Source organism: Micromonospora sp. D93 (assembly GCF_018070365.1).
Classification (GTDB): domain Bacteria; phylum Actinomycetota; class Actinomycetes; order Mycobacteriales; family Micromonosporaceae; genus Micromonospora; species Micromonospora ureilytica.
The window spans coordinates 1-16,004 of sequence record NZ_JAGPXW010000040.1 but is presented as its reverse complement, the minus strand read 5'-3'; the positions used below and the strand labels follow the sequence as shown (position 1 = coordinate 16,004).

The following is a 16,004-nucleotide window of genomic DNA, read 5'->3' as shown; positions in this document are numbered from 1 at the left end:
GCGGACGAACCGGGCGGGGCGAGGTCGGTCCCAGCGGATAGGCTGAGCGGCGGTCGAGAAGACGAGTGTGAGAAGGAGCCATCCCGTGCGCCCAGGTGGACAGCCGAACATGCAGCAGATGCTGAAGCAGGCGCAGAAGATGCAGCAGCAGATCGCCGCCGCCCAGGCCGAGCTGGCCGAGGCCGAGCTGACCGGCACCGCCGGTGGCGGGCTGGTCACCGCGACCGTCTCCGGCTCCGGCGAGCTGAAGGCCATCAAGATCGACCCGAAGGCCGTCGACCCGGACGACGTGGAGACGCTTGAGGATCTGGTCGTCGCGGCCGTGCACAACGCCGCTGAGGCGGCCCGGGAGTTGACCGAGCGCAAGATGGGCCCGGTCGCCGGCGGCATGGGCGGCCTCGGCCTGCCCGGTTTCTGAGCCGGCAGATGTACGAAGGTGCCATCCAGGATCTGATCGACGAGCTGGGTCGGCTGCCGGGCGTGGGCCCGAAGAGCGCTCAGCGGATCGCGTTCTACGTCCTGTCGGCGGATCCGGCCGACGTCAACCGGCTGGCCGGCGCGCTGCGCAAGGTCAAGGAGCTGGTGCGGTTCTGCACGACCTGTTACAACGTGGCCGAGTCCGAGCAGTGCCGGATCTGTCGCGACCCGCGCCGCACCGACGAGGTGCTGTGCGTGGTGGAGGAGCCCAAGGACGTGGTGGCGGTCGAGCGGACGGGTGAGTTCCGCGGTCGCTACCACGTGCTGGGCGGGGCGATCAATCCGCTGGAGGGGATCGGCCCCGACAACCTGCGCATCCGGGAGTTGATGACCCGGCTGAGCGGTGGGGAGGTGCGGGAGTTGATCCTCGCCACCGACCCGAACACCGAGGGCGAGGCGACCGCCACCTACCTGGCGCTGATGGTGAAGCCGATGGGCATCTCGGTGACCCGGCTGGCCAGTGGGCTGCCGGTCGGCGGCGATCTGGAGTACGCCGACGAGATCACCCTCGGTCGGGCCTTCGAGGGGCGCCGGGCCGTCTGATTCCCTGACGTACGGCCGGTGGCCGGCACCCGGGTGGGTGCCGGCCACCGCTGTGTCTCTGCCCGGAAATGATCTGACACCTGTCCCCTCATCGGGGCTGTTCGACGTAACAGTTCAGCATCGCGGATGCAGATTGATCGGTTTTTGCCGCTGTTTACCTAAGAATCGAATGCCAAGCGGCGGTTGAGGCACGATTCGATACCAACCGTCCACCCGGCGGTTTCCGGGTGGACGCATCGGGAGCTATGGTCACCGCCATCGGTGACCCCTGTCACCACGTTGTCCGTACCCCCAAGGACGAGGTGAAGCACACATGCGTGCACCCAGGCCGAAGGTCGCGATCGCGGCCATCGCGGTCGCGGCCCTCGCGGTAGCAGGCTGCGCCGAGAGCAACCGCGACGACAAATCCGGCGGTAGCAAGAAGGACACCCTCGTCTTCGGCGTCGCCGGAGACCCGAAGGTGCTCGACCCGAGCTTCGCCAGCGACGGTGAGTCGCTGCGCGTGGCGCGTCAGGTCTTCGAGACCCTGGTCCGACCGGAGGAGGGTGGCACGAAGGTCACCCCCGGCCTGGCCGAGTCCTGGACCCCGGACGCCGCCGGCACCACCTGGACCTTCAAGCTCCGCTCGGGCGTGAAGTTCCACGACGGCACCGACTTCAACGCCGAGGCCGTCTGCGTCAACTTCAACCGCTGGTACAACGCCAAGGGCCTCATGCAGAGCCCGGACGTGACCGCGTACTGGCAGGACGTCATGGGCGGCTTCGCCAAGAACGAGAACGCGGATCTCCCGCCGAGTCTCTTCAAGTCCTGCGCCGCCAAGGACGCCACCACTGTGGACCTGGCCTTCACCCGGGTCTCCAGCAAGATCCCGGCCGCGCTGATGCTCCCCTCGTTCTCCATCCACAGCCCGAAGGCGCTGCAGGAGTTCGACGCGAGCAACGTCGCGGGCACCGCCGAGGACATCAAGTACCCGGCGTACGCGACGGAGCACCCGACCGGCACCGGCCCGTTCAAGTTCAAGACCTGGGACGTCGCGAACAAGACGCTGACCCTGGAGCGCAACGAGGACTACTCGGGCGCCAAGGCCAAGCTGAAGACCCTCATCTTCAAGACGATCTCGGATGAGAACGCCCGTAAGCAGGCGCTGCGCTCCGGTGACATCCAGGGCTACGACCTGGTTGGCCCGGCCGACGTCGAGCCGCTGAAGTCCGAGGGCTTCAACATGCTCACGCGCCCGGCGTTCAACGTGCTCTACCTGGCGATGAACCAGAAGGGCAACCCGAAGCTCGCCGACATCCGTGTCCGGCAGGCCATCGCGTACGCCCTGAACCGTCAGCAGCTGGTCACCTCCAAGCTGCCGCCGGGAGCCAAGGTCGCCGACAACTTCATGCCGGACACCGTCGAGGGCTGGAACGGTGACGTCACGAAGTACACCTACGACCCGGCCAAGGCGAAGGCGCTGCTGGCCGAGGCCGGCGCGTCGAACCTGACGCTGAAGTTCCACTACCCGACCGAGGTCACCCGGCCGTACATGCCGAACCCGAAGGACATCTTCGAGTTGCTCTCGGCGGACCTGAAGGCCGTTGGCATCACCGTCGAGGCGATCCCGCTGAAGTGGAGCCCGGACTACCTGAACGCCACCACCTCGGGTAGCAAGCACGACATCCACTTCCTGGGCTGGACCGGTGACTACGGCGACGCCTACAACTTCATCGGCACCTTCTTCGACCGGCCGAAGGACGAGTGGGGCTTCAACAACAAGGCCCTGTTCGACCAGTTCAAGGACGCGGACAGCACCGCTGACATCGCGGCCCGGACCGAGAAGTACAAGGCCCTGAACAAGTCCGTGATGGAGTTCCTGCCCGGTGTGCCGATCTCGCACTCCCCGCCGGCGATCGTGTTCGGCAAGGACGTGACCGGCGTCAAGGCGAGCCCGCTCACCGACGAGCGGTACGCGACCGCCGAGTTCAAGTAAGTCCTGATCTGACGCAGCAAGGAACGCGGGCGGGCGCTGTCGCACAGCGCCCGCCCGCAACCCTCCGCACCCCTTCGAGGCCGCCGTGTTCCGGTTCATCGTCAGGCGCCTGCTTCAGCTGATACCCACGCTGTTCGGGCTCTCCCTCCTGCTCTTCATCTGGCTCCGCCGACTCCCCGGCGGCCCCGAGACCGCCATTCTCGGCGAGCGCGGCACACCCGAGATGCGGGCCGCGATCCGCCGCAACATGGGGCTCGACGAGCCCATCCTGGTGCAGTACGGCCGGTTCGTACGGCGGATGATCAAGCTCGACCTGGGCACCTCGACCTCCACCAAGCGGGCGGTCACCACGGAGTTCATCGAGCGCTTCCCCGGCACCGTCGAGCTGACCATCACCGCCATGGTGATCGCCATCGGTGTCGGCATCCCGCTGGGCTACCTGGCTGCTCGCCGTCGCGGCCGTTTCCTGGACCACGCGTCCGTGGGCGGCTCGCTGATCGGCATCTGCATCCCGGTCTTCTTCCTGGGCTACGTGCTCAAAGCGATCTTCTCGGAGAACCTGCACTGGTTCCCGTCCAGCGGCCGGCAGGACCCGACTCTCGGGGCGACCCGGGTCACCAACTTCTTCGTCCTGGACGGGTTGATGACCCGTGAGTGGGACGCCGCAGCCGACGCCCTCTGGCATCTGGTGTTGCCCAGCATTGCGCTGGCCAGCATCCCGCTGGCGATCATCGTCCGGATCACCCGGGCGAGCGTGCTGGAGGTGCTGAACGAGGACTTCGTACGAACCGCCGAGGCAAAGGGCCTGACCGAGCAGACGGTTCGTCGCCGGCACGTCCTACGCAACGCCATGCTGCCGGTCGCCACCTCGATCGGTCTGCTCGCGGGCGGCCTGCTCTCGGGCGCGGTGCTGACCGAGACCGTCTTCGCCTTCAGCGGCATCGGAGCGTTCGTCGCCGAGGCCATCGGCCAACGCGACTATCCGGTGCTGATGGGCTTCATCCTGATCATCGCGGTGGTGTACGTGCTGGTGAACCTGCTGGTCGATCTCTCCTACAGCTTCATCGACCCGAGGGTGAGGGTGCGATGACACTCAGCCCAGGCAAGAAGCGCGAAAAGATCGACCGGCTCTCCGAGCTGGCCGCCCGTGACGACGAGCGGGGTGTCAGCCTCTGGCAGGAGGCGTTCCGCCGGCTGCGCGGTAACCCGGCCGCGATCGTCGGCGCCGTCATCCTGGCGCTCTTCGTGCTGGTCGCGGTGGTCGGCCCGTTCCTCGTGCCGTACGCGGCGACGGACACGATCGGCATCCGGGAGGGGCTGATCAGGCCGGGTGTCATTCCCGGCCCGACCGGTGAGCACTGGTTCGGTTACGACCACCAGGGCCGGGACGAGTTCAGCCGGATGATCGTGGGTGCCCGTCAGACCCTGCTGGTCGGCGTGGTCTCCACCCTGATCGGTCTGGCGATCGGCGCCCTGATCGGTGGCGTCTCCGGCGCCGCGGCGGGTCTCGGTGGCCGCTGGGGGCGGTGGATCGACACCACCCTGATGCGCTTCATCGACATGCTGCTGGCGATGCCGAGCCTGCTGCTGGCGGTGAGCATCGCCGCTCTGCTCGGGGCCAGCCTGACCACTGTGATGATCGCGGTCGGTGTGGTCTCGGTGCCGGTGTTCGCCCGGCTGCTGCGCGGCTCGATGATCTCCCAGGCCAACAGTGACTACGTGCTGGCGGCGACCTCGCTCGGCGTGAAGAAGTCGAAGATCGCGCTGACCCACGTGGTGCCGAACTCGCTCGCCCCGGTGATCGTGCAGGCCACGTTGACCCTGGCGACCGCGATCATCGAGGCTGCGGCGCTCTCCTTCCTCGGCCTCGGCAATCCGGACACCGCCGTGCCGGAGTGGGGGGTCATGCTCGCCGACGCGCAGCAGTACCTCGGCATCCGGCCGTCACTGGCGATCTATCCGGCCGTCGCGATCATCATCACCGCGCTCGGCTTCACCCTGCTGGGTGAGGCGATGCGTGAGGCCCTCGACCCGAAGCTGCGGAAGTAGGCCCGTAATGGCACTGCTCGAAGTTGAAGATCTCTCCGTCACGTTCGCCCGCCGCGGTCAGCGGGCCGTGCACGCGGTCGACGGGGTGTCCTTCTCGGTCGACGCCGGTGAGGTGGTCGGCCTGGTCGGCGAGTCCGGCTGCGGCAAGAGCGTCACCTCGCTCGCGATCATGGGCTTGTTGCCCAAGCAGCCCGGCCTGCGGGTCGGCGGCAAGGCCGTATTCGACGGCACCGACCTGCTCCAGCTCGACGATCGGTCGCGGCGGGACATCCGGGGTCGGGACATCGCGATGATCTTCCAGGACCCGCTCTCCTCGTTGAACCCGGTGATCCCGATCGGGTTGCAGGTGACCGAGGTGCTCACCCGGCACCGGGGGATGAAGGGCGAGGCCGCGGCGAAGGAGGCGGCGGCGCTGCTGGACCGGGTCGGCATCCCCGACCCGAAGCGTCGGCTCAAGGAGTACCCGCACCAGCTCTCCGGTGGGATGCGCCAGCGTGCGCTCATCGCGATGGCGGTGGCCTGCCAGCCACGGCTGCTGATCGCCGACGAGCCGACCACCGCGCTGGACGTCACCATCCAGGCCCAGATCCTGGAGCTGCTCAAGGAGCTGGTCCGGGACTCCGGCACCGCACTGTTGATGATCACGCATGACCTGGGCGTGGTGGCCGGCATGTGCGACACCGTCAACGTGCTCTACGGCGGCCGGGTGGTGGAGACGGCCCGCCGTCGTCCGCTGTTCCGCCAGCCGCGTCACCCGTACACAGTGGGTCTGCTCGGCTCGGTGCCGCGCCTGGACGCCGGGCGGGGCGAGAAGCTCAACCCGATCCCCGGTTCGGTCCGCGACCTGCTGCCCTGGCCGGATGGATGCGCCTTCGCCCCGCGCTGCGCCCGCCGGATCGACGAGTGTGTGGGCGAGCCGCCGGAGCTGGTGCACGCGCACGACGGACGGAGCTACCGGTGCGTCAACCCGGAGCCGCTGCCGGGCCTGGTGCCCGCCCCGCGCGAGGAGGAATCAGCATGAGTGAGAACGACATCCTCGTCGAGGTGCGCGACCTGAAGGTGCACTTCCCGATCAAGCGGGGGGTGCTCTTCGACCGGGTGGTCGGCCACGTGAAGGCCGTCGACGGGGTCGACCTGAGCATCGCGCGCGGCAAGACGTACGGCCTGGTCGGCGAGTCCGGCTGCGGCAAGTCCACATTGGGTCGGGCGCTGCTCCAGCTGACCCCGCCGACCGCCGGTGAGGTCAGCTTCGACGGTGTCGAGCTGACCACGCTGCCGTCGGGCAAGCTGCGCAGCATGCGTCGTCGGATGCAGATGATCTTTCAGGATCCGATGTCCAGCCTCGATCCTCGGCAGAACGTGGAGTCGATCCTGACCGAGGGCCTCCAGACCCACGGGATCGGCACCGACCGCACCGACCGGCGGCGGATCATCGGCGAGACCCTGGACGCGGTCGGGCTGCCGCGCTGGGCGCTGTCCCGCTACCCGCACGAGTTCTCCGGCGGGCAGCGGCAGCGCATCGGCATCGCCCGCGCGTTGGTGCTCGGGCCGGAGCTGATCGTCGCCGACGAGCCGGTCTCGGCGCTCGACGTCTCGATCCAGGCCCAGGTGGTCAACCTGCTGGACGAACTTCAGGACAGCCTGGGGCTGACCTACCTGGTGATCGCGCACGACCTCGCGGTGGTGCGGCACATCTCCGACACGGTCGGCGTCATGTACCTGGGCGCACTGGTCGAGGAGGCGCCGAGCGACAGGCTCTACACCGAGCCGCTGCACCCGTACACCCGGGCGTTGATGTCCGCGGTGCCGGTGCCGGACCCGGACGTGGAGGACCGCCGGGAGCGCATCCTGCTCGCCGGTGACCTGCCGTCGCCGGCCAACCCGCCGTCGGGCTGCCGGTTCCACACCCGCTGCCCGTGGGCGCAGCCCACCCGCTGCGCCGACGAGCGACCGGTGCTGCGGGACATCGGCGCCAGCCGGGTGGCCTGCCACTGGGCCGAGCAGATCGCCAGCGGCGAACTGCGCCCGCACGGGGTCAGCGCGCAGATCGTCCGACCCGAGGGCGAGGGGGACGCGCCGGCCGTGGTCTCCGCGCCCACCGAGCCCGGCTCGTACGTCTGAGACTGGACGCGGTGCCGGCGCTGGTCAGCCCTCGGGGCGGTTCAGCAGCCCCACCGCGACGCCGTGCACCGCGTCCAGCCCGGCCGGGTCGGCCAGCGTGACCGACGTGCCGGTTACCGCGTACCACTCGTCCGCGTCCTTGTACTGCACCCGCACTGTGACAGTGCCGTCCGCGTACTCGGTGCGCAGCGTCAGGTCGCCGGTGACGACCCCGACCTCGTCGGTCATCACGCCGCCGGGGCCGGGCACGATGTCGGTGGTGCGGCTCTGTGGGCCGGCCGCGCCGTCCGAATCCGCGACCATGCCGGCACCCGGCACGGCGGCGGGGGTCTCGGCGCTGCCGTCCGCGGTCATGCCGGCGGCGGACGGGCCGGTGTCGCCGGCGGCGGTCACGAGTCGCTCCCCACTGAACAGCCCTCCAACATGTCGGTCAGGGCGGCCTTCTCGGCGCTGGTCACCGTCAGCTTCCAGTAGTGCTTGACCGTCACCCAGTCTTGCGCATATTTACACCAGTAAGACCGGTTTGCCGGCTTCCACTGGGACGGGTCCTGGTCACCCTTTGACCGGTTCGAGGACGCCGAAACCGCGAAAAGCTGCGGACGGGTGGTGTCGTTGGCGAAATCGCCGCGCTTCGCGTTGTCCCAACCGTCGGCACCCGAGCGCCACGCGTTGGCCAACGGCACCATGTGGTCGATGTCCACGTCGGAGGGATCCGAGAAGCTGCGACCGTCGTACACGCTCTCCCAGCGCCCACCGACCACGTTGCAGCCGGAGAGCTTCACGTCCTTGCCGTCGCGCTGGAGGATGCTGTCCCGGACATCGCAGTTCTTGCCGGTGTCCCGCCAGTGCGGAAAGCGCTCCCGGCTGTAGCCCTTCATCGAGCCGGCGGTAGCGACGGTGAGCTGGCTCAGCTGCTCCGCGGCGTTGCCGCCGCCGCTCGGCGGCGGTGTGGTCGGCTCATCCTGCGGGACGCAACCGGCCACGCCGAGCGCCAGCGCCGCGGCAAGCGCGGTCACCGCCGCTCGCGGTCCTGATCTGGTACGCACAGACGACACCTCTCCAGCTTGGGGGCTCCCGGCGATTGCGCACAGTACCCGGGCACGGTTTCGGCGTTTCGTGGCGTCTCCCACATGATGCAAGGCACATTGGTGGGATGACCGCACCCGTACCGGCGTCCCCCCTCCGGATGGGCACCACTGCCGGCCGCGGCACGCTGCTCGCCGCCGTACTCGCCTCTGGCATGGTCTTCCTCGACGGCACCGTCGTCAACGTGGCGCTGCCGAAACTCGGGCAGGATCTCGGCGCGAACGTCGCCGATCTCCAGTGGACCATCAACGGCTACCTGCTGATGCTGGCGGCGTTCGTGCTGCTCGGGGGCGCGCTCGGCGACCGCTTCGGCCGGCGACGCATCTTCCTCATCGGCGTGGTCTGGTTCACCGCCGCCTCCGTGCTCTGCGGGCTGGCCCAGGACACCGGCATGCTGATCGCGGCCCGGTTCCTCCAGGGCGCCGGTGGCGCGCTGCTCACGCCCGGGTCGCTGTCGGTGCTCCAGGCGAGCTTCCATCCCGACGACCGGGGCCGGGCGATCGGTGCCTGGGCCGGGCTGTCCGGGGTGTCCACCGCGCTGGGCCCGTTCATCGGGGGCTGGCTGATCGACACGCTCTCCTGGCGCTGGATCTTCTTCCTCAACCTGCCGATCGCCGTGCTGGTGCTGCTGGCCGCCCTGCGCTGGGTGCCGGAGAGCCGGGACGAGAGCGCCTCCCGCACCGAGGGACGGGATCGGGCCCGACGGCGGTTCGACGTGGCCGGAGCCCTGCTCGGAGCGCTCGCCCTCGCCGGCGTCACCTACGCCCTGATCGACGCGCCGGCCCGCGGGTTCGACTCCGCCGAGGTGCTGATCGCGGCAGTGGTCGGGGTGCTCTCCGCGGTGGCCTTCGTCCTGCTGGAGCGGCGGCGTGGCGACGCCGCGATGCTGCCCACCGGGCTGTTCAGCAGCCGGCTCTTCTCGGTGCTGAACCTCTTCACAGTTGTCGTCTACGCGGCGCTCGGCGGCTTCACCTTCTTCTTCGCCGTCTACCTGCAGAACGTGGTCGGGTGGTCGGCCTTCCGCACCGGCATCGCGTTGCTGCCGATGACCCTGCTGCTGTTGGTCGGCTCCGCGCGGGCCGGTGCGCTGTCGGCGCGGATCGGCCCACGGCTGCCGCTCGCCATCGGACCGGTGATCGCCGCTGTCGGTCTGCTGCTGCTGCGCGGCGTCGGACCGGGCGCGTCGTACTGGCGGGACGTGCTGCCCGGGGTGCTGCTCTTCGGCATCGGGTTGACCCTGGTGGTGGCGCCGCTGACCGCGTCGGTGCTGGCCGCCGTGCAGGACCGGTTCTCCGGGGTGGCCAGCGGCTTCAACAACGCCGCGTCCCGGGCCGGCGGGCTGCTCGCGGTGGCGGCGCTGCCGCTGCTGGTCGGGCTCTCCGGCGCCGGGTACGAGCAGAAGGCCGACCTGACCGACGCGTTCCGGGGCGCGATGGAGTGGTGTGCCGGGCTGCTCGTGGCCGGCGCGGTGCTGGCCCTCGTGCTGGTCCACCGACCGCCCCGGAAAGCCCCGCCCTCCCAGCCCTGCCACTCGCTGCCCGTCGCGACACCCCCGAAGTAGGGAACCACCCCGGGGGTGCCGCGCGTAGGTCAGCGGCGGGCGCGGTTGACGGCGCTGGTGACCGCCTTGATCGACGCGGTGACGATGTTGGCGTCGGTGCCGACACCCCAGACCGTCTTCCCGTCCACCTCACACTCCACGTACGCGGCGGCCTGCGCGTCACCACCGGAGGAGAGCGCGTGCTCGTGGTAGTCGAGCACCCGCACGCCCACTCCGACCGACTGGAGCGCGTTGACGTACGCGTCGATCGGGCCGTTGCCGACGGCGGCCAGGGACCGCTGCTCGCCGCCCACACCGACCTGGGCCTCGATCTCGACCTTGCCGTCGGCCGTGCCGATCGTGTAGCCGGCCAACCGGACCGCCGGGTCGGGCTGGTGGTCGAGCAGGTAGTGCGTCGCGAAGATCTCCCACATGGCGGTCGGGTCGACCTCGCCGCCGTCGTGGTCGGTGACCTGCTGCACCACCCCGGAGAACTCGATCTGGAGCCGGCGCGGCAGGTCCAGTTGGTGCTCGCTCTTCATGATGTACGCGACGCCGCCCTTGCCGGACTGCGAGTTGACCCGGATGACCGCCTCGTAGGTGCGGCCCAGGTCCTTCGGGTCGATCGGCAGGTAGGGCACCGCCCAGGTGTGCTCGTCCACAGGTACGCCGGCCGCCTTCGCGTCGGCGGCGAGGGCGTCGAAGCCCTTCTTGATGGCGTCCTGGTGGGAGCCGGAGAAGGCGGTGTAGACCAGGTCACCCGCGTACGGGTGGCGCTCGTGCACCGGCAGCTGGTTGCAGTACTCGACGGCTCGCCGGATCTCGTCGATGTTCGAGAAGTCGATCATCGGGTCGATGCCCTGGGAGAAGATGTTGAGCCCCAACGTCACCAGGTCGACGTTGCCGGTGCGCTCACCGTTGCCGAACAGGCAGCCCTCGATGCGGTCCGCGCCGGCGAGCAGGCCCAGCTCGGCGGCGGCCACGCCGGTGCCCCGGTCGTTGTGCGGGTGCAGGCTCAGCACCACGCTGTCGCGGCGCGGCAGGTGCCGGTGCATCCACTCGATCGAGTCGGCGTACACGTTGGGGGTGGCCATCTCGACGGTGGCCGGCAGGTTGATGATCAGCGGCCGGTCCGGGGTCGGGTCGATCACGTCGATCACCCGGGAGCAGACCTCCAGCGCGTACTCCAGCTCGGTCCCCGTGTACGACTCCGGCGAGTACTCGTAGAAGATCTCGGTGTCCGGGGTGTGGATCTCCGCGTACTTCTGGCAGAGCCGCGCGCCGCTGGTGGCGATGTCGGCGATGCCGTCCCGGTCCAGCCCGAAGACCACCCGTCGCTGGAGCGTCGAGGTCGAGTTGTAGAAGTGCACGATGGCCCGCTTCGCGCCGCGCAGCGACTCGAACGTCCGGTCGATCAGGTGCTCGCGGCACTGGGTGAGCACCTGGATGGTGACGTCGTCCGGGATCATGTCGTCTTCGATGAGCTGCCGGACGAAGTCGAAGTCGGTCTGGCTGGCCGACGGGAAGCCGACCTCGATCTCCTTGTAGCCCATCTGGACCAGCAGCTGGAACATCCGGCGCTTGCGTTCCGGCGACATCGGGTCGATCAGGGCCTGGTTGCCGTCGCGGAGATCCACCGCGCACCAGCGGGGGGCGGCGTCGACGGTGCGGGTGGGCCAGGTGCGGTCCGGCAGTTCGACCCGGAACTGCTCCCGGTACGGCTGGTAGCGGTGGTACGGCATCCGGCTGGGGCGCTGCCGGGCGATCGGATCGGTCTCAGCGTCGGTGACAGGTTGAGCCATCTCAGAGTGCTCCCTGGAACATGTGGCGTCAGCAGATCGGAAGGTGTCGGCGAGATGCCGGGCGACGATGCGCGGCGGTGCCGAGAAGGAACTCGGATGTGCTGGACGGCGCGATGCGACTCCGCGACGAGGTGCCGGCCGGTCAGGCCTCGTCGCGGCGGCTAAGGAGGAGCAGCGCCTGCCACATGACCAGGTCACCCTACGTGATGGAACGGGGGGTGGAAAGACAGGTCCGGACTATGGGACCGGAGTCATGGGCTGTTCCGCGACCTCGGCACCCAGCCGTGGCGTCCGTTCGGCCCAGCTCACCGCAGGCACGATCGCCAGCCCTACCAGCACGAAGATCGCTGCCGTCGGTAACCAACCCCACCCGCCGGTGGACACCCGGAGCGCGGCGGGTGAGCTCGATCAGCGCAGCAGCAGGTCGGCAACCGGACGACGGCGGCGCAGACCGGTCTCCCGGGCACGCAGCTCGGCCGGGAGGGCGAACGGGTCCCCGAGCCGGCCGACGGCGGCGACCACCAACGGGCGGACGCCTCCGGGCAGGTCGAGTTCGGTGGAGAGGCCGGCCCGGTCGAAACGGGTGAGCTGGTGCACGTGCAGGCCGAGCGCGGTGGCCTGCACGGTCAGGTGGGCGATCGCCTGCCCCAGGTCGTACGCGGCGCGCTCGGTGTCGAGGCCGGTGTGGGCGCCGACCACAAGGGTCGCGGCGTGCCGGATCCAGGTCTGGTCGTCGACCGGGAGGCTGATCAGGATCCGTTTCCAGGTTTCGTCGTCCCGGTGGCCGAGGGCGAACCGCCAGGGCTGCCCGTTCTCGGCCGACGGGGCCCAGCGCGCGGCCTCGAGCAGCGAGGCGGACTCCTGCGGGGTCAGCTCGGCGCTCGGGTCGAAGGCTCGTGGGCTCCAGCGGTAGGCGAGCAGCGGGGTGAGGTCGGCCATACGACGGATCGTCCTGTATGGGCGATTCGCCCACACAGGCAGGGGTGGCTGAATGTGGGCAAGAGCACCCGTAACGGGACGAAGATCAGGGCGTTGTCGCGCCCGTGCTCTCCGACGGGTCCGGGGTCGGCGGCGCCGCGGTGTCGAGCGGCTCCCGGTCGACCACCACCGGGCCGGCCAGCTGCACGGTGGCCGGCGCCGGGCCGGGTGGAGCGGCCAACCGCAGCGTCCCGGCCCCGGTGCGGACGCCGGTCGGCGTGCCGTCCCGGTCGTAGCAGTAGATGCCCACGTCCAGCGGGGCGTTGAGCGAGGCCGAGGTGGAGTCCACCGAGTAGCAGGTGCCGGTGACACCCTCGGGCGCGTCGGCCGGGGCCACCGCCAAGGGTGCGCGTCGGTCGGTGAGCACGTCCAGCCAGTCGGTGAGCGGGTGCTGGACCCGGGGGTCCGACCGACGTGGGATCGCGTCGTCGCGATCACCCAGGCGTACGCAACTCGCCGACTCGGCATGACCGGACGACGGGAGGGCGCACTGGAACAGCCCGTCGGCCGTCTCGGCCATCGAGACGTCGGCCGTGCCACCCAACGCGCCCCCCGGCACGTCGACCCGCCAGCTGCCGTCGTTGGCGCTGGTGAGCACGATGGTGCGATCGGGTCGACCCGTCTGGCTGTACACGTACTGGGCCACCAGGTGGCGGTCCTGGGCCGCCGCGGCCAGCGCGGCCAGCTCATCCCGCGCGGCGTCCACGTCGACCGGCCCCGGATCGGCGGGCGGCGGAGCCGGGGGCTGCTGCGCACTGGTGCAGCCGGCCAGGAGCGCGGGCAGGGCGAGGACGAGCGGCCCGAGCACGCGGCCGGCCGAGCGGATGAGGACGGGCACCGGCCCATTCTGGTGGGTGCGGGCGATCGGTGGGTGCCGACGCGTACCGGGCTCGTCCCGGCGTGTCGGGCGAGGCGTGTCGGCGTACCTCCCGACCTGGTGGGATCCGGCCCGGCCGGCCCCGGGCGGGCCGGATGGTGGGATCACCTGACCCGGCGTCGTTACCCGCCGGATACCCTCAAGGGGTCTGACACGCGCCGCCGGCCCCGGTTCCGGCGGCGTCGGCACGCTCAGGGTCGCTGGGAGGGAGTGCACCGTCGTGGCACTCGTGGTGCAGAAATACGGCGGGTCCTCCGTCGCCAACGCCGAGCGGATCAAGCGGGTGGCCGAGCGCATCGTCGCCGCCCGCAAGGCCGGCGACGACGTGGTGGTGGTGGTCTCCGCGATGGGCGACACCACCGACGAGCTGCTCGACCTGGCCAACCAGGTCAGCCCGCTGCCGCCGGGCCGCGAGCTGGACATGCTGCTCACCGCCGGGGAGCGGATCTCCATGGCCCTGCTGGCCATGGCCATCCACAACCTGGGGTACGAAGCCCGCTCGTTCACCGGTTCGCAGGCCGGCGTGATCACCACGTCGGTGCACGGCCGCGCACGGATCATCGACGTCACCCCCGGGCGGCTCAAGGGCGCGCTCGACGAGGGGTCGGTGGTCATCGTGGCCGGCTTCCAGGGCGTCTCACAGGACACCAAGGACGTCACCACGCTGGGCCGCGGTGGTTCGGACACCACCGCCGTGGCGCTCGCCGCCGCCCTGCACGCCGACGTCTGCGAGATCTACACCGACGTGGACGGCGTCTTCACCGCCGACCCGCGGATCGTGCCCAACGCCCGGCACATCCGGCACATCACCTACGAGGAGATGTTGGAGCTGGCCGCGTGCGGCGCGAAGGTGCTGCACCTGCGTAGCGTGGAGTACGCCCGGCGGGCGGGGTTGCCGATCCACGTCCGTTCGTCATACTCGACCAACACCGGCACGATGGTCACCGGATCGATGGAGGACCTTTCCGTGGAGCAGGCACTGATCACCGGGGTCGCGCACGACCGCAGCGAGGCCAAGATCACGATCGTCGGGGTGCCCGACGAGCCGGGTGCCGCCGCGCGGATCTTCGACACCGTCGCCGGTGCCGAGATCAACATCGACATGATCGTGCAGAACGTCTCCACCGAGGGCACCGGCCGGACGGACATCTCGTTCACCCTGCCCAAGGCCGACGGCCCCACCGCGATGGCGGCACTCAGCAAGATCCAGGAGCCGGTCAAGTTCAAGGGCCTGCTCTACGACGACCACGTCGGCAAGGTCTCGCTCATCGGCGCGGGCATGCGCTCGCACCCCGGTGTGGCGGCCGGCTTCTTCGCCGCGCTCGGCGCCGCCGGGGTCAACATCGAGATGATCTCCACCTCCGAGATCCGGGTCTCCGTGGTCTGCCGGGACAGCGACCTCGACGCCGCCGTCCGCGCCATCCACGACGCGTTCGAGCTGGGCGGCGACACCGAAGCCGTGGTCTACGCGGGGACGGGTAGGTAGCGCCGATGACGGCGCTGCCCACCCTCGCCGTGGTCGGAGCGACAGGTGCCGTCGGCACCGTGATGTGTGAGCTGCTCACCGGGCGACGCAACGTCTGGGGTGAGATCCGGCTGCTCGCCTCCGAACGCTCCGTCGGGCGCCGGGTGCGCTGCCGGGGCGAGGAGATGGTCGTCCAGGCGCTGACCCCCGAGGCGTTCGACGGGGTCGACGTGGCCATGTTCGACGTGCCCGACGAGGTCTCCGCCGAGTGGGCCCCGATCGCCGTCTCCCGAGGCGCGATCGCTGTCGACAACTCCGGCGCGTTCCGGATGGACCGCGACGTCCCGCTGGTCGTTCCGGAGATCAACCCCGAGCAGGTCCGCAACCGGCCGCGGGGCATCATCGCCAACGCCAACTGCACCACGCTCGCGATGATCGTCGCGGTCGCGCCGCTGCACCGCGAGTACGGCCTCCGAGAGCTGGTCCTCGCCTCCTACCAGGCGGTTTCCGGCGCGGGCAAGTCCGGTGTCGACATCCTGCACGACCAGCTCGCCAAGGTCGCCGGCGATCGGGCGCTGGGCTCGCGCACCGGTGACGTGCGGCAGGCGGTCGGCGACGACCTGGGCCCGTTCCCGGCACCCATGGCGCTCAACGTGGTCCCCTGGGCCGGCTCCCCGGCGGACAGCGGCTGGTCATCCGAAGAGATGAAGATCCGCAACGAGTCGCGGAAGATCCTCGGCCTCCCCGACCTCAAGGTGTCCGCCACCTGCGTCCGGGTGCCGGTCGTCACCGCCCACTCGGTCGCCGTGCACGCGGTCTTCGCCACCGAGGTCGACGCCGAGGGCGCCCGCGAGGCGCTGCGTAACGCCCCCGGAGTGATCCTGGTCGACGACCCCGCGGCCGGGGAGTTCCCGATGCCGATCGACGCCGTCGGCACCGACCCGTCCTGGGTCGGCCGGATCCGCCGCGCCCTGGACGACCCCCGTGCCCTCGACTTCTTCGTCACCGGCGACAACCTCCGTAAGGGCGCAGCCCTCAACACCGCCCAAATCGCCGAACTCCTAGCCAAAGAACTCCGAACCCCCTAACCC

At 70.1% G+C, this 16,004-nt stretch carries 15 protein-coding genes; 10 read left to right on the top strand and 5 right to left on the bottom strand.

The window, feature by feature from the left end; translation table 11 throughout:
• Positions 1–109 precede the first annotated feature (109 nt).
• The 7 genes from KBX71_RS30530 to KBX71_RS30500 all read left to right on the top strand — a co-directional run bounded on the left by KBX71_RS30530 (position 110) and on the right by KBX71_RS30500 (position 7,165).
• Complete coding sequence (locus KBX71_RS30530) at positions 110–418, top strand: YbaB/EbfC family nucleoid-associated protein (RefSeq protein WP_007466279.1); 309 nt, start codon at positions 110–112, stop codon at positions 416–418.
• Between the two features lie 8 nt (positions 419–426).
• On the top strand, positions 427–1,020 hold the full coding sequence (gene recR, locus KBX71_RS30525) for a recombination mediator RecR (RefSeq protein ID WP_124823358.1): 594 nt from the start codon (positions 427–429) through the stop codon (positions 1,018–1,020).
• Positions 1,021–1,333: 313 nt separating this feature from the next.
• On the top strand, positions 1,334–2,995 hold the full coding sequence (locus KBX71_RS30520; protein WP_210821207.1) for an ABC transporter substrate-binding protein: 1,662 nt from the start codon (positions 1,334–1,336) through the stop codon (positions 2,993–2,995).
• Positions 2,996–3,080: 85 nt separating this feature from the next.
• Positions 3,081–4,085: an ABC transporter permease gene (locus KBX71_RS30515; RefSeq protein WP_210821206.1), complete on the top strand. Its 1,005-nt coding sequence runs from the start codon at positions 3,081–3,083 to the stop codon at positions 4,083–4,085.
• Positions 4,082–5,044, top strand: a complete 963-nt coding sequence (locus KBX71_RS30510; protein WP_210821205.1) for an ABC transporter permease — start codon at positions 4,082–4,084, stop codon at positions 5,042–5,044. The genes KBX71_RS30515 and KBX71_RS30510 overlap by 4 nt, the downstream gene beginning before the upstream one ends.
• A gap of 7 nt (positions 5,045–5,051) precedes the next feature.
• Positions 5,052–6,065: an ABC transporter ATP-binding protein gene (locus tag KBX71_RS30505; RefSeq protein ID WP_210821204.1), complete on the top strand. Its 1,014-nt coding sequence runs from the start codon at positions 5,052–5,054 to the stop codon at positions 6,063–6,065.
• Positions 6,062–7,165, top strand: coding sequence for an ABC transporter ATP-binding protein (locus tag KBX71_RS30500; protein ID WP_124823353.1), 1,104 nt, complete (start codon positions 6,062–6,064; stop codon positions 7,163–7,165). Before KBX71_RS30505 ends, KBX71_RS30500 begins: the two co-directional genes overlap by 4 nt.
• A 24-nt stretch (positions 7,166–7,189) precedes the next feature.
• Here KBX71_RS30500 and KBX71_RS30495 read toward each other — a convergent pair whose 3' ends face one another.
• Both KBX71_RS30495 and KBX71_RS30490 read right to left on the bottom strand, forming a co-directional pair.
• Positions 7,190–7,579 (bottom strand): hypothetical protein, encoded by a 390-nt coding sequence (locus tag KBX71_RS30495; RefSeq protein ID WP_210821240.1) that lies wholly within the window; start codon positions 7,577–7,579, stop codon positions 7,190–7,192.
• Positions 7,555–8,211 carry an HNH endonuclease family protein gene (locus tag KBX71_RS30490; RefSeq protein WP_210821203.1) on the bottom strand — a complete coding sequence of 219 codons (657 nt, stop codon included), beginning with the start codon at positions 8,209–8,211 and terminating at the stop codon, positions 7,555–7,557. Before KBX71_RS30490 ends, KBX71_RS30495 begins: the two co-directional genes overlap by 25 nt.
• A 107-nt stretch (positions 8,212–8,318) precedes the next feature.
• Between KBX71_RS30490 and KBX71_RS30485 the strand changes: the two genes are divergently transcribed.
• Positions 8,319–9,812: an MFS transporter gene (locus KBX71_RS30485; RefSeq protein WP_210821202.1), complete on the top strand. Its 1,494-nt coding sequence runs from the start codon at positions 8,319–8,321 to the stop codon at positions 9,810–9,812.
• A 29-nt stretch (positions 9,813–9,841) separates the two neighbouring features.
• Here the strand turns inward: KBX71_RS30485 and leuA are convergent, their stop codons facing one another.
• From leuA to KBX71_RS30470, 3 genes are all read right to left on the bottom strand, one after another.
• On the bottom strand, positions 9,842–11,593 hold the full coding sequence (gene leuA, locus KBX71_RS30480) for a 2-isopropylmalate synthase (protein ID WP_196929115.1): 1,752 nt from the start codon (positions 11,591–11,593) through the stop codon (positions 9,842–9,844).
• A gap of 408 nt (positions 11,594–12,001) precedes the next feature.
• On the bottom strand, positions 12,002–12,532 hold the full coding sequence (locus tag KBX71_RS30475; protein ID WP_210821201.1) for a nitroreductase family protein: 531 nt from the start codon (positions 12,530–12,532) through the stop codon (positions 12,002–12,004).
• Between the two features lie 85 nt (positions 12,533–12,617).
• Positions 12,618–13,409, bottom strand: a complete 792-nt coding sequence (locus tag KBX71_RS30470) for a hypothetical protein (protein WP_307847397.1) — start codon at positions 13,407–13,409, stop codon at positions 12,618–12,620.
• A 259-nt stretch (positions 13,410–13,668) separates the two neighbouring features.
• Between KBX71_RS30470 and KBX71_RS30465 the strand changes: the two genes are divergently transcribed.
• On the top strand, positions 13,669–14,934 hold the full coding sequence (locus KBX71_RS30465) for an aspartate kinase (RefSeq protein ID WP_124823345.1): 1,266 nt from the start codon (positions 13,669–13,671) through the stop codon (positions 14,932–14,934).
• 5 nt (positions 14,935–14,939) lie between these two features.
• Positions 14,940–16,001: an aspartate-semialdehyde dehydrogenase gene (locus KBX71_RS30460; protein WP_210821200.1), complete on the top strand. Its 1,062-nt coding sequence runs from the start codon at positions 14,940–14,942 to the stop codon at positions 15,999–16,001.
• Positions 16,002–16,004 lie beyond the last annotated feature (3 nt).

Coding starts and splice junctions, on each gene's coding strand:
- KBX71_RS30475 (WP_210821201.1), bottom strand. CDS start 12,532: ATGGCCGACCTCACCCCGCTGCTCGCCTACCGCTGGAGCCCACGAGCC.
- KBX71_RS30485 (WP_210821202.1), top strand. CDS start 8,319: ATGACCGCACCCGTACCGGCGTCCCCCCTCCGGATGGGCACCACTGCC.
- leuA (WP_196929115.1), bottom strand. CDS start 11,593: ATGGCTCAACCTGTCACCGACGCTGAGACCGATCCGATCGCCCGGCAG.
- recR (WP_124823358.1), top strand. CDS start 427: ATGTACGAAGGTGCCATCCAGGATCTGATCGACGAGCTGGGTCGGCTG.
- KBX71_RS30520 (WP_210821207.1), top strand. CDS start 1,334: ATGCGTGCACCCAGGCCGAAGGTCGCGATCGCGGCCATCGCGGTCGCG.
- KBX71_RS30530 (WP_007466279.1), top strand. CDS start 110: ATGCAGCAGATGCTGAAGCAGGCGCAGAAGATGCAGCAGCAGATCGCC.
- KBX71_RS30460 (WP_210821200.1), top strand. CDS start 14,940: ATGACGGCGCTGCCCACCCTCGCCGTGGTCGGAGCGACAGGTGCCGTC.
- KBX71_RS30500 (WP_124823353.1), top strand. CDS start 6,062: ATGAGTGAGAACGACATCCTCGTCGAGGTGCGCGACCTGAAGGTGCAC.
- KBX71_RS30505 (WP_210821204.1), top strand. CDS start 5,052: ATGGCACTGCTCGAAGTTGAAGATCTCTCCGTCACGTTCGCCCGCCGC.
- KBX71_RS30510 (WP_210821205.1), top strand. CDS start 4,082: ATGACACTCAGCCCAGGCAAGAAGCGCGAAAAGATCGACCGGCTCTCC.